Source organism: Streptomyces sp. NPDC093149, assembly GCF_044754145.1.
Taxonomy (GTDB): Bacteria; Actinomycetota; Actinomycetes; order Streptomycetales; family Streptomycetaceae; genus Streptomyces.
This window is the reverse complement of record NZ_JBIVON010000021.1, coordinates 55461-67873: the sequence shown is the minus strand read 5'-3', so window position 1 is coordinate 67873 and position 12413 is coordinate 55461. Positions and strand designations below refer to the sequence as shown.

Below are 12413 nucleotides of genomic sequence, written 5' to 3'. Positions count from 1 at the left end.
CGGCATCCTGCCCCAGAGGCCGGTCCCACCACCGGCGAACGACGCCGGAACCCCCCGAACGGGTCCGCCGTCGCGAGCGGGACCGCCGATGGGACGAAGGAACGTTCCTTCCCGTCGCGGGCAGTAGTGTCGCAGCCATGACTACGAATGACAGCGACAGCGCGCCCAAGCCCCCCGCCAAGGATCCGTGGGACCTCCCCGATGTGTCCGGACTGACCGTCGGCGTGCTCGGCGGCACCGGGCCGCAGGGCCGCGGACTCGCCTACCGCTTCGCCCGCGCCGGGCAGAAGGTGATCATCGGTTCCCGTGCCGCCGACCGCGCGCGGACCGCCGCCGACGAGCTCGGCCACGGTGTCGAGGGCGCGGACAACGCCGAATGCGCGCGCCGCAGCGATGTCGTGATCGTCGCCGTGCCGTGGGAGGGTCATGCCAAGACCCTGGAGTCGCTGCGCGACGAGCTCGCGGGCAAGCTCGTCATCGACTGCGTCAACCCGCTCGGCTTCGACAAGAAGGGCGCCTACGCCCTGAAGCCCGAGGAGGGCAGTGCCGCCGAGCAGGCCGCCGCCCTGCTGCCGGAGTCCCGGGTCGCCGCGGCCTTCCACCATCTCTCCGCCGTGCTGCTGCAGGACGAGGCCATCGAGGAGATCGACACCGATGTGCTGGTGCTCGGGGAGGCACGTGCCGACACCGACCTCGTGCAGGCGCTGGCGGGCCGGATCCCCGGCATGCGCGGCATCTTCGCCGGGCGGCTGCGCAATGCCCACCAGGTCGAGTCGCTGGTCGCCAACCTGATCTCGGTCAACCGCCGCTACAAGGCGCACGCGGGGCTGCGTACCACCGACGTCTGAGCACGTTCCCGCCCCACCCTGCGGCGAGCGGAAAGGGGCATGGGGGACACTGGACGGGACCGTGCACCACCCCCGGACAGGAGCCGCCTCCCATGCCCCGCCTCGCTCTCTACGCCATCGCCGTCTGCGTCCTGGCCGTCGTCGCGGCCGTGATCTCGTTCGTCCAGGGCAGCTGGCTCGGGATCGTCTGGGTGCTGCTGGCCGGCCTCTCGTCCAACATGGCGTGGTTCTACCTCCGCCGTCAGCGCGCACAGGCCGCCGGCTGAGCGGCGGATCAGAGGTTGACGGCGCAGACCGGATCGGCCGCCCGCCAGAAGCGGTAGGTGTCGAATCCGCAGTACGTCGTGAATTCGCTGATGCCCAGTATCCGCAGCAGCGCGTGGATCGCGTCGAAGAACGCGTGGTTGATCTCGGGGATCCACAGCACGCCGAAGACCGCGATCAGCCCGAACGGGGCGAACGGCTCCACCTGTCGGCGGATCCGGTACGAGAGCCAGGGTTCGATCACGCCGTAGCCGTCCAGCCCCGGCACCGGGACGAAATTGAGGATCGCCGCGGTGACCTGGAGCAGCGCCAGGAAGCCCAGCGCGTACTGGAAGCCGACCGGCACGCCGTCCAGCGCGTGCAGCCAGAACGGCGCCGTGCACACGATCGCGAACAGCACGTTCGTCAGCGGGCCCGCCGCGGAGATCAGACTGTGCTTCCAGCGACCGCTGATCCGGCCCCGCTCGATGAAGACCGCACCGCCGGGCAGACCGATACCGCCCATGATCACGAACAGCACCGGAAGCACGATGCTCAGCAGCGCGTGGGTGTACTTCAGCGGATTCAGGGTCAGATAGCCCTTCGACCCGATGGAGATGTCCCCGCTGTGCAGCGCGGTACGGGCATGCGCGTACTCGTGCAGACAGAGCGACACCACCCAGGCCGCCGTCACGAAGAGGAAGAAGGCGATTGCGGGCTGCTTCGCGAAATCCGTCCACACCGCCCAGGCCGACACCGCCATCACGGCGACGATCCCGAGGAAGACCGGGCTGATCCGCCGGTCGCTGCGGGCGCTTGCGGTGGTCATCGGCGAACTCCTGGTGGCTGGCCGGAAGGGGGCGGGGCGACGGGCGGCGAGAGCGACCGTACAGCCGACACGTCACAAACGTCTCGCGCCGGGGCGGTGGTTCCGTGAAGGGTGGGGGCATGACGAGCGATTCCGGCACACGGCGAACACGGGTACGACCGAACGCGCGTCTCCTTCCCGATCCGGGTCACGGAGAATAGGCGCGTGCGTTACTGCATCCTCGGGACCACTCTGGCACTCCGCGACGACGGCACGGCCGTCGCGCTCGGCGGGGCACGGCTGCGCGCGCTCCTCACCGTTCTCGCGCTGCGCCCCGGCCGCGCCGTCCCGGCCGCCGTCCTCATCGACGAGGTGTGGGACGGCGACCCGCCGGCCGACGCGGTGGGCGCCCTGCAGGCGCTCGTCGGCCGGCTCCGGCGGGCGCTCGGCCATGCGGCCGTCGCCTCGGCGGAGAGCGGCTACCGGCTCGCCGCGGAGCCGGACGCGGTCGACCTGTACCGCTTCGAGCGGCTCGCGGCGGAGGGGGCGCGGGCGCTGGACGAGGGTGACGCGGCGAAGGCCCAGGCCGTGGTCGCCGACGCGCTCGCCCTGTGGCGGGGGCCGGTCCTGGCCGATCTCCCCGACCGCGGCGCCGTCGCGGCCCGCTGGGCGGCCCGGCGGCTGGACGCCCGGCGCACCGGGCTCGCCGCGGCCCTCGTGCTCGGCCGCGCGGACGAGGTACTGCCCGAACTGCTCGCCCTCTGCGCCGAGCACCCGATCGACGAACCCCTCCAGGCACTGCGGCTGCGGGCCCTGCGCGACGCCGGGCGCCCGGCGCAGGCGCTGGCCGCGTACGACGAGATGCGCACCCTGCTCGCCGACCGTCTCGGTACCGATCCCGGTCCCGAACTTCGTTCCCTGCATGCCGAATTGCTCCAGCAGACCCCGGAGCGACCGGTCGTGACGGGCGATCCGGTCCCGGCCGCCCGTACCCGGGCCCCCGCCGTCCCGCAGGGAAACCTCCGGGCCCGGCTCACCAGCTTCGTCGGGCGCGAGGACGACATCGACGCCCTGCGCGAGGACCTCTCGCACGCCCGGCTGGTCACCCTCCTGGGCCCCGGCGGGGCGGGCAAGACCCGGCTCTCCCAGGAGGCCGCCGAATCCGTCGCCGCCGCCTGGCCGGACGGCGTCTGGCTGGCCGAACTCGCCCCCGTCGACGACCCCGAGGCGGTACCGGAGGCCGTGCTGACCGCACTCGGCGCCCGCGAGACCGTGCTGCGCGGCGCCGGCGCCGAGGAACTGAGGGTCGTCGAGGGCAGTGCCGGCGACCCCCTGGTACGCCTCACCGAGCACTGCTCACGGCGCCGGATGCTCCTCCTGCTGGACAACTGCGAGCACGTCGTCGGGGCCGCCGCCGCCCTCGCCGACCATCTCCTCGCCCATTGTCCGGAACTCACCGTGCTGGCCACCAGCCGCGAACCCCTCGGGGTGCCCGGCGAGTTCGTGCGGCCCGTCGACCCGCTGCCCGACCCGATGGCGCTCCGGCTGTTCACCGACCGCGGCGCCGCCGCGCGGCCCGGCTTCCGGGCCGACACGGCCGAGGAGACCGCCGCGGCCGCCGCCGAGATCTGCCGCCGCCTCGACGGGCTGCCGCTCGCCATCGAACTCGCCGCGGCCCGGCTGCGGATGCTCACCCCGCGCCAGATCGCCGACCGGCTCGACGACCGGTTCCGGCTGCTCACCAGCGGCGCCCGCACCGTCCTGCCCCGCCAGCAGACGCTGCGTGCCGTGGTCGACTGGTCCTGGGACCTGCTCGACGACTCCGAACGGGCCGTGCTGCGCCGGCTGTCGGTCTTCGCGGGCGGCTGCACCCTGGCCGCCGCCGAGGCCGTCTGCACGGACGACCCACGGGGCGTGCCCGAGGTCGCCGGGCTGCTCGGCTCGCTCGTCGACAAGTCCCTCGTCGTCGCCGCGCCCGCCGACGACGGCGAGATGCGCTACCGGCTGCTGGAGACCGTGGGCGAGTACGCCGCCGAACGGCTCGACGAGGCGGCGGAGCGGGACGCCGTGGAGCGGCGCCACCTGGTGCACTTCCGGGAACTGGCCCGGACCACCGACTCCGAGCTCCGCGGCGCCGGGCAGCGGGCCGCCATCGACCTCTTCCAGAGCGAGTACGAGAACCTCCGCACCGCCCTGCGCCGGGCCGTCGCCGCCCGCGACGAGCAGGAGGCGCTCTGCATGGTGCTGTCGCTGTGCTGGTACTGGCAGATGCACGATCTGCGCGCCGAGGCCCTGCACTGGGCCGACATGGCCGCCGCGCTGGGCCCCGACCCGTTCGCCGGGCCCGCCGAACCCGCGCCGTCCCTCCACGAGCGCTGCACCGACGCGCCGCCGCCCATGTCGCCCGAACTGCTTCAGGAGGCACGGCGCCAGGTGGGCCTGGTCCAACTGGTCAGCATGGACCACTCCCAGGACCTGTGGACCGACGCGCGGGGCATGGCCCGGCTGCGCGTCATCGCGGACACCTACCACGCGGGCCAGCCGCAGACCTGCCGCACCCCGGCCTCGCTCTGGTTCTTCGCGGTCATGCTGACCGGCGGGGTCGACGACCTGCGCGAGCTGCTGGACGAAACGGTCCGCGCCAGCCGGGAGTTCGGCTACGCGTGGGAACTGGCCGGGGCGCTCCAGATGCGCGCCAACGTGCTGGCCAACCGGTCCGAATGGGCGGGGGACGCACGCCGTGACGCGGACGAGAGCCTGGAGATCTTCGTCCGGCTCGGCGACGACTGGGGCGCCGCCGAAGCGCTCTCCTCCCGGGGCGAGGCGAACGAGAAGCGGGGCGAGTACGCGCGCGCGGCCGAGGACTTCCGGGCCGCCATCGACTACGCGCGCAAGCTCGGCGCCGAGTCCCAGGTGTCGGTACTGCGGTCCCGGTACGCGTCCGTGCTCACCGAACTCGGGCGCGGCGACGAGGGCGAGGAGATTCTGCGGGAGGTGGTCGCGGAGGGACGCTCGAGTCACGAGGCGATGCCAGCCGCCCGGCTCTACCTCGCCCTGTGGCTGGGACGGACCGGACGCACCCGCGAGGCACGGGAGCAACTGGACGCGGTGCGCGAGGAGTTCCGCTCCGAGACGCTGGCCATCTTCGAGGGCTTCTTGCTGGGCGGACTGGCCTGGCTGGACAACCAGGACGGCCTGTACGCCGAGGCCCTGCCCAAGGGACTGAGGGCGCTGGTCCAGTCCCAGGACCGGCTGTCCCAGCTGGTGGCGCCCCACATGTCCGTCATCCATCTCGTCTGCCTCGCACGGTCGTTGGCCGGCATCGGCGGTGAGCACCGGGCCGCGGTCGCGGCCCGGCTGCTGGGGGCCGGCCGCGGGCTGCTGCCCCGGGGCCACGTACACACGTCGATGGAGCGGCACGACTGGGCCGAGGTGGAGCGACTGGCCGTCGCCGTTCTCGGCCGGGCCGCCTACGACACCGCGTACGCCGAGGGCGGCAACCTCTCCCTGAAGGAGGCCACCGCCCTCGCCGAGGCGTGCCGGGACTGAGATCCTGTCGGGCGACCGCGTCCGCCCGCTCGGAGGTCCCCCGACAGGTTCTGAGCCGTCACCGGTGCGCGTCAGGTCCGCTTGCGGAACCTGGCGACCGCGAGCGGAGCCGTCACCGCGGTGATCGCCACCGCCCAGCCGAGCGTCAGCCACACCGAGTGGGCGACCGGCCCGCCGATCATCAGCCCGCGTGCCGCGTCCGCCAGGTTGGACAGCGGGTTGTAGTCGGTGAACGCCTGGAGCCAGCCGGGCATCGTGGCGGTCGGGGCGAAGATCGAAGAGCCGAACTGCAGCGGAATGAGCACCAGCATCCCCAGTCCCTGAACCGCCTGGGGTGTCTTCAGGGACAGCCCGAGCAGAATGAAGATCCACATGATGGCGGCACCGAAGGCCGCCGACAGGCCGACCGCCGCGAGCAGACCGAGCACCGAGGTCTTCAGCTCCATGCCGAGCAGGAAGCCCATGCCCAGCAGGATCGCCGTGGCGACCATCATCCGGCCCAGCTCGACCGCGATCTTCGCGACGAGGACCGAGGACCGGGCGATCGGCATCGTCCGGAACCGGTCCATGACCCCCTTGTGGAAGTCCTCGTTGACACCGGTCCCGACCGCGGTGGCGATGTTCATGCCCATCATCGCCATCAGGCCGGGGACCACGTAGTTGATGTAGGTCTGCCGGTCGCCGCCCAGGCTCGTGCCGATGGACCCGCCGAAGACGTACACGAACAGCAGGGTGAAGATGATGGGCATCAGCAGCACGTCGAACATCGACTCCGGATCCTTTTTGATCTGGAGCAGATTGCGCCGCATCAGCGCCCCGATGTGCCGGATGTTGCCGCGCAGCCCGATCCGGCCCTCACCGGCGGGCGCCTTCGGCCGGCCCGCAGCGGTGGCGGTGTCGGCGGGAGCGGGCTTCTGGATCGTCGTGCTCATGCCGCGACCTCCGCGGGGATCGTGTCGGTGGCGGAAGTGCTCTTCTCGCCGGTGATGGCCAGGAAGACCTCGTCCAGGCTGGGCAGCGCGGTGGCGACATGGGCCAGCGAGAAGCCCCGGGTGCCGAGCAGGCCGATGACGGCGGTCAACTGTTCGTCGCTGAGGATCGGTACGTACAGCAGCCCTTCGTCCGGGACGGCCTGCGTGCCCGCGACGCCGTCGAGGCCGGCCTCCCTGAGCGCCTGCGCCATCGCGGGCAGCTGCGCCGGATCCGAGGGCCGGATCTGCAGGGTGCGGCCACCGACCTTCGCCTTGAGCTCGTCGACCCCGCCGTTGGCGATGATCCGGCCCTTGTCGATGACGGTGAGCTCGTTCGCGAGCTGCTCCGCCTCCTCCATGTACTGGGTGGTGAGCAGGACGGTCGCCCCCTCCGCGACCATCCGCTGCACCTCGTCCCAGACCTCGTTGCGGGTCCGGGGGTCGAGCCCCGTCGTCGGCTCGTCGAGGTAGAGGACGGCCGGGCTGCCGATCATCGACGCGGCCAGGTCGAGGCGGCGCCGCATGCCGCCGGAGTAGTCCATCGCGGCGCGCTTGGCGGCGTCGGTGAGCGAGAACCGCTCCAGGAGCTCGTCGGCACGCGCGCGGGCGGTCCTGCGCGGCAGATCGAGCAGCCGCCCGATCATGTAGAGGTTCTCCCAGCCGGAGAGCTTCTCGTCGACCGAGGCGTACTGCCCGGTCAGGCCGATGGTGCGGCGCAGCTGCCGGGGCTGCTTCACCACGTCGTAGCCCGCCACGACAGCGTGCCCGGCGTCGGGGACGATCAGGGTGGACAGGCAGCGTACGAGCGTGGTCTTGCCGGCTCCGTTGGGGCCGAGCACACCGAGCACGGTGCCCTCGCGGACATCGAGGTCCACGCCGTCCAGAGCCTTGGTCGAGCCGTAGTGCTTGACCAGTCCCCGGACCTCGACGGCGTTCGGGCCGCTCCTGGGGTTCTTGTCGATTCGCGTCATGCCCACCATGGGACCAGGTGTCACCGACAGTTCGCCGACAACGGGCCGACAGCCCGCCGATGGGGGATGTCGGCGGGCTGTCGGTGGTGCGGGCAGTGGTCCGGACCCGGGGCCGACCCGCTGACCGGGCGGGCTCCGGGAGAACCGGGGTCCTCGTCCGGATCACGCCTGATCCGGACGAAGGGCCCTAGTGGAAGGTGTGCTCCGCGGCCGGGAACGCGCCGCCCACGACCTCTTCCGCGAACTCCTTCGCGGCATCGCCCAGCACCTGGCGGAGGTTCGCGTACTGCTTGGTGAAGCGCGGCACCTTGCCGCCGGTCAGCCCGACCATGTCGGTGTAGACCAGCACCTGGGCGTCCGTGTCCCGGCCGGCGCCGATGCCGACGGTCGGGATGTGCAGGGTGCGGGTGACCTCGGCGGCCAGTTCGGCCGGGACGAGCTCCAGGACGACGGCGAACGCGCCCGCGTCCTGCACGGCCTTGGCGTCGCGCAGCAGTTGCTGGGCGGCCTCCTCGCCGCGGCCCTGCACCCGGTAGCCCATCGCGTTGACGGACTGCGGGGTCAGACCGATGTGGGCCATGACCGGGATACCGGCGTCGACCAGCAGCCGGATCTGCTCGTGGCTGCGCTCGCCGCCCTCCAGCTTGACCGCGCCGACACCCGACTCCTTGATCAGCCGGGTGGCGTTGCGCAGGGCCTGGACCGGCCCCTCCTGGTAGGCCCCGAAGGGCAGGTCGGCGACGATCAGGGCGCGCCTGGTGCCCCGTACGACAGCGGCGGAGAGGATCGCGATCTCGTCCATCGTGACGGGCACGGTGGTCTCGTAACCGAGGTGGCAGTTGCCCATGGAGTCACCGACCAGCATGACCGGGATGCCGGCCTCGTCGAAGACGGACGCGGTCATCGCGTCGTAGGCGGTGAGCATGGGCCACTTCTCGCCGCGCTCGGTGGCGGCGGCGATGTCATGGATGGAGATACGGCGGGTGCCCTTGCCCCCGTACAGCGCCTTGCTGCTGTCGGTGGTGGCCCCCGCGGGGGTGGCGGCGGACGTGTTCTGCGCAGCCTGAAGCGACATTGCCAATGGCTCCTTCGTCATCTCGAGGCGCCCTGACGGCGTCCCCGGACCGGCTCCATGGTGGCATCCCGCGGCCGTCCACGGGAAGTGGGCCCGCCCGCGTCCGTGCAGGCACCCCGGTGAAGGCCTTTCAATACGAGACGGTCCCGTATCGAAATCGTATAAGCTCGCGACATGTCAATACCTTCGGGCGCTCGCCCCGCCCTGCCCCAGGTTCCCGAGGCGGTTCACCGCCGCCGTTGGGCGATCCTCGTCGTTCTGATGCTCAGTCTGCTCATCGTGGTGCTGGACAACTCGATCCTGAACGTCGCGGTCAAGACCATCGCCAGCCCCGCGCCCACCGGCATCGGCGCCACCCAGAGCCAGTTGGAGTGGGCGATCAACGCCTACACGCTCGTCTTCGCCGGACTTCTCTTCACGGCGGGGCTGCTCGGCGACCGCATCGGCCGCAAGAAGGTGCTGCTCTTCGGCATCCTCCTGTTCGGAGTCGGCTCCGCCTTCGCGTCCATGTCCGGCTCGCCCGGTGAACTGATCACCTGGCGAGCCGTGATGGGCTTCGGCGCCGCGTTCGTCATGCCCTCCACGCTCGCTGTCCTGATGAACGTCTTCGAACGCGACGAGCAGCCCAAGGCCATCGGCATCTGGGCCGGCAGCGTCGGCCTCGCCATCGCGATCGGCCCGATCACCGGCGGGCTGCTTCTCGAACACTTCTGGTGGGGCTCGATCTTCCTGGTCAACGTGCCCGTGGTGGTCGTCGCGCTGATCGCGATGGTGCTGCTGGTGCCGGACTCCAGGGACCCGAAGCCGGGCCGGACCGACCCCGTCGGGGTGCTGCTGTCCATCGTCGGTCTGGTCCTGCTGGTGTACGGCATCATCCGCGGCGGACAGCTCGCCGACTTCACCGACCCCGTCGTGCTCCTCTCGGTCGTCGGCGGCCTGATCGTCCTGGCCGCGTTCGTCCTGTACGAGAAGCGCACCAGCCACCCGGCCCTCGACATCTCGTACTTCAAGGAGCCGTCGTTCTCCGCGGCCGTCGCCGCCATAGCGCTGGTCTTCTTCGCGCTCATGGGGGTGACCTTCTTCTCCGCCTTCTACATGCAGAGCGTGCGTGGCTGGAGCGCGCTGGAGGCCGGTCTGCTGATCCTGCCGCTCGCCGTCGCCCAGATGATCTTCGCGCCGCGTGCCCGGCTGGTCGTCGACCGGTTCGGTGCCCGCCTGGTCTGCAGTGTCGGCATGCTGCTCGTCGCGTTCGGCCTCGCGGCCTTCGCGCTGTTCGACGCCACCACACCGGTCTGGGTGCTGTGCGTGCTCTTCTTCGTGCAGGGTGCGGGCATGGCGCATGTGATGACGCCGGTCACCGTCTCCGTGATGCAGGCGCTGCCCAGGGAGAAGGCCGGTTCCGGATCGGCGGTCAACAACACGTTCCGGCAGGTCGGTGGGGCGCTCGGCATCGCCGTGCTCGGCTCGGTGCTGTCCACCGTCTACCGCGGCGGCATCGAGGGGCACCTCGGTGCGCTCCCTGCCGCCGCCAGGCAGGCGGCGGGGGAGTCGATCGAGGCGACGCTCGGCATCGCGGACAAGCTGGGCCCGGCGGGTGCCCCGCTGGTCGCCGCGGCGAACGACGCGTTCCTGAAGGCCATGCATGTTACCGCCATCGGTTCGGCGGCCGTCGCCCTGGTGGGCACGCTCGTGGTCGCGCTCTTCCTGCCGGGCAGGAAGACACCCGTCGAACAGAGCTCCAGCGGCTCCGACGAGGGCGAGCCCTCGATACCCGCCGAGGCGGGCCGGTGACGGTCCCGGAGGGCTGAAAGTGCCGCCTCCGGGTCCCGGCCGGCCCCGGGACCCGGAGGCGGCGCACCGGGCGCCGCCGCCCTCGGCGAGAATCGGAAGGGCGGACGGTGCGGCGAGAGGTGGATTCAGGTGCAGGTAGAGGCGCAGGCTCAGGGCCGGAACCACCCGGTCCGGCAGGATCCGGAACCGCGAAGGGGCCGACCGCGCAGCGCGGCGGCCGAGCGGGCGATCCTGGATGCCGTCGTTCAGCTGCTGGAGGCGGGTGAGCCCCTCGCCGGCGTGTCCATCGAGCGGATCGCCCGGACCGCCGGGGTCGGCAAGGCAACCATCTACCGGCGCTGGAGCGGCAAGGAGGAGCTCTTCGTCGACGTCCTGCGCGACATCGAACCCCCCGAACCCACCGTCTCCGGCACCGCCGGACTCGACGACCTGCGGCTGCTGCTGGACTCCCTGCGCAGACGCGGTCTCGCCCAGCGCTCCTCCGTCCTGCTCCACAACGTCTTCGCGCAGATGAAGAGCCACCCCAAGCTGTGGTCCGAATACCAGCGCACCGTCATAGCGCCCCGCCGCGCCGCCATGCTGGCCGCTGTGCGGCGGGCGGTCGACGCGGGCGAGCTGCGCGGGGACCTGGACGTGGAGCTGATGAACGACCTGTTCCTGGGGCCCATGCTCGTCCGCACCATCCACCGGCCCGACGCTCCGCTGCCCGAGGACCTCGCCGACCGCATCATCCGGACCCTGACCGAGGGCCTCGCGGCCCGGACGGGGTCCGTCCCGGCCGCCGACGGCTGACGCGCCCGGGGCCCGCGCGAGTGTGATCGTTCTGTCACAAGCCTCCGCACATCGCCCCTGTCAGGAACCCTCGGGGCCCCGCCCTTCGTCCTCGTGGCAGTACAGCCGTCGTGGACGGCAGGAAACACGCCGTCCATCGCCTAGGGTCGAGGGCGCGGCGATACGCACGGCAAGGCAGTGAGGACAGCGCGATGGTGCAGGCGTACGGAGCGGACACCGGGAACGACCGTACGGGGCCGCAGCGCACCGGGTCCGGATCCCGTTTCCGGGACCTGCGCGACAAGTGGACCCGCGACCCGGGCATCTGGCGGCGCGGGATCGTGCTCGCCCTCTGCGCGGTCCTCCTCACCCTGGTGATGGCCTTCCACGCGAAGATCCCGAACGCCATCGGCAACCTGGGCAGCCTCTCCGAGACGTTCCTGCCGTGGATCGGCGCGTTCGTCCCGCTGCTGCTGATCCTGGGGCTGGTGCGCCGCTCGGCGACCGCGCTGATCGCCCTGCTGCTGCCGATCGTGGTCTGGTTCAACGTCTTCGGCGGGCTGCTCACCGACAAGTCGGGCAGCGGCGGCGACCTCACCGTGGCCACGCACAACGTCAACGCCGACAACCCCGACCCGGCGGGCACCGCCCGGCAGGTCGCGGGTTCCGGCGCCGACATCATCGCCCTGGAGGAGCTGCCGACCCGCCAGGTGTCGAAGTACGAGGCGGCGCTCGCCGAACGCTTCCCGTACCACTCGGTGCAGGGGACCGTCGGCCTGTGGAGCAAGTACCCGATGAGCAACACCCGGCCGGTCGACATCAAGATGGGCTGGACCCGGGCGATGCGCTCCACGGTGAAGACGCCCCAGGGCGACGTGGCCGTCTATGTGGCCCATCTACCGTCCGTACGGGTCAAGCTGCACGCCGGATTCACGGCCAACCAGCGCGACGACAGCGCGGACGCCCTGGGCGAGGCCATCGCCGACGAACGGCTCGGCAAGGTGATCCTGCTCGGTGACCTCAACGGCACGATGAACGACCGCTCGCTCAACGCGGTCACCTCGCAGCTGAGGTCCACCCAGGGCGCGGCCGGCAACGGTTTCGGCTTCAGCTGGCCGGCGTCGTTCCCGATGGCGCGGATCGACCAGATCCTGGTGAAGGACGTCGAGCCGGTGTCGTCGTGGACGCTCCCGTCGACGGGCAGCGACCACCTCCCGATCGCCGCACGCCTGAAGCTGTGACAGGTACGAGGTAGACCCGCCGCCCGGTCCGTCCCCGGCCCCTCCCCGGCCCCTCGCCCGGTCCGCCCCGGCCCGTGTCGCGCCGTGACGTGCGAACCGTGCGGCCTGCGCGGGGGCGGTGCGATGGGGGAGCCGTGCCCTCGCA

At 71.7% G+C, this 12413-nt stretch carries 10 protein-coding genes; 6 read left to right on the top strand and 4 right to left on the bottom strand.

Features of this window, described 5'->3' with window-relative positions:
* Positions 1-137 precede the first annotated feature (137 nt).
* Together npdG and ACIQCZ_RS36640 are read left to right on the top strand one after the other, a co-directional pair.
* Positions 138-848: an NADPH-dependent F420 reductase gene (gene npdG, locus ACIQCZ_RS36645; protein ID WP_402289452.1), complete on the top strand. Its 711-nt coding sequence runs from the start codon at positions 138-140 to the stop codon at positions 846-848.
* A gap of 92 nt (positions 849-940) precedes the next feature.
* On the top strand, positions 941-1114 hold the full coding sequence (locus tag ACIQCZ_RS36640) for a hypothetical protein (protein WP_361447569.1): 174 nt from the start codon (positions 941-943) through the stop codon (positions 1112-1114).
* Positions 1115-1122: 8 nt separating this feature from the next.
* On the opposite strand, the gene ACIQCZ_RS36635 is transcribed toward ACIQCZ_RS36640, so the two are convergent.
* Entirely contained in the window at positions 1123-1920 is a 798-nt protein-coding gene (locus ACIQCZ_RS36635; protein ID WP_402289449.1) for a site-2 protease family protein, read from the bottom strand.
* A gap of 204 nt (positions 1921-2124) precedes the next feature.
* On the opposite strand from ACIQCZ_RS36635, the gene ACIQCZ_RS36630 reads away from it, so the two are divergent.
* Complete coding sequence (locus ACIQCZ_RS36630) at positions 2125-5448, top strand: BTAD domain-containing putative transcriptional regulator (protein ID WP_402289446.1); 3324 nt, start codon at positions 2125-2127, stop codon at positions 5446-5448.
* 71 nt (positions 5449-5519) lie between these two features.
* Here the strand turns inward: ACIQCZ_RS36630 and ACIQCZ_RS36625 are convergent, their stop codons facing one another.
* The 3 genes from ACIQCZ_RS36625 to panB all read right to left on the bottom strand — a co-directional run bounded on the left by ACIQCZ_RS36625 (position 5520) and on the right by panB (position 8465).
* Positions 5520-6380, bottom strand: coding sequence for an ABC transporter permease (locus ACIQCZ_RS36625; RefSeq protein ID WP_402289443.1), 861 nt, complete (start codon positions 6378-6380; stop codon positions 5520-5522).
* Positions 6377-7399 carry an ATP-binding cassette domain-containing protein gene (locus ACIQCZ_RS36620; RefSeq protein ID WP_402289440.1) on the bottom strand — a complete coding sequence of 341 codons (1023 nt, stop codon included), beginning with the start codon at positions 7397-7399 and terminating at the stop codon, positions 6377-6379. The genes ACIQCZ_RS36625 and ACIQCZ_RS36620 overlap by 4 nt, the downstream gene beginning before the upstream one ends.
* A 178-nt stretch (positions 7400-7577) precedes the next feature.
* Complete coding sequence (panB, locus tag ACIQCZ_RS36615; protein ID WP_402289437.1) at positions 7578-8465, bottom strand: 3-methyl-2-oxobutanoate hydroxymethyltransferase; 888 nt, start codon at positions 8463-8465, stop codon at positions 7578-7580.
* A gap of 174 nt (positions 8466-8639) precedes the next feature.
* Here panB and ACIQCZ_RS36610 point away from each other — a divergent pair, with 174 nt between their 5' ends.
* From ACIQCZ_RS36610 to ACIQCZ_RS36600, 3 genes are all read left to right on the top strand, one after another.
* Positions 8640-10256, top strand: coding sequence for an MFS transporter (locus tag ACIQCZ_RS36610; RefSeq protein ID WP_402289434.1), 1617 nt, complete (start codon positions 8640-8642; stop codon positions 10254-10256).
* Between the two features lie 129 nt (positions 10257-10385).
* On the top strand, positions 10386-11048 hold the full coding sequence (locus tag ACIQCZ_RS36605; protein WP_402289431.1) for a TetR/AcrR family transcriptional regulator: 663 nt from the start codon (positions 10386-10388) through the stop codon (positions 11046-11048).
* 191 nt (positions 11049-11239) lie between these two features.
* The gene (locus ACIQCZ_RS36600) at positions 11240-12268 is read left to right on the top strand and encodes an endonuclease/exonuclease/phosphatase family protein (protein ID WP_402289428.1); all 1029 of its coding nucleotides are present in this window, start codon (positions 11240-11242) and stop codon (positions 12266-12268) included.
* Positions 12269-12413 lie beyond the last annotated feature (145 nt).

Coding starts and splice junctions, on each gene's coding strand:
- npdG (WP_402289452.1), top strand. CDS start 138: ATGACTACGAATGACAGCGACAGCGCGCCCAAGCCCCCCGCCAAGGAT.
- ACIQCZ_RS36640 (WP_361447569.1), top strand. CDS start 941: ATGCCCCGCCTCGCTCTCTACGCCATCGCCGTCTGCGTCCTGGCCGTC.
- ACIQCZ_RS36635 (WP_402289449.1), bottom strand. CDS start 1,920: ATGACCACCGCAAGCGCCCGCAGCGACCGGCGGATCAGCCCGGTCTTC.
- ACIQCZ_RS36625 (WP_402289443.1), bottom strand. CDS start 6,380: ATGAGCACGACGATCCAGAAGCCCGCTCCCGCCGACACCGCCACCGCT.
- ACIQCZ_RS36620 (WP_402289440.1), bottom strand. CDS start 7,399: ATGGTGGGCATGACGCGAATCGACAAGAACCCCAGGAGCGGCCCGAAC.
- panB (WP_402289437.1), bottom strand. CDS start 8,465: ATGTCGCTTCAGGCTGCGCAGAACACGTCCGCCGCCACCCCCGCGGGG.
- ACIQCZ_RS36610 (WP_402289434.1), top strand. CDS start 8,640: ATGTCAATACCTTCGGGCGCTCGCCCCGCCCTGCCCCAGGTTCCCGAG.
- ACIQCZ_RS36600 (WP_402289428.1), top strand. CDS start 11,240: ATGGTGCAGGCGTACGGAGCGGACACCGGGAACGACCGTACGGGGCCG.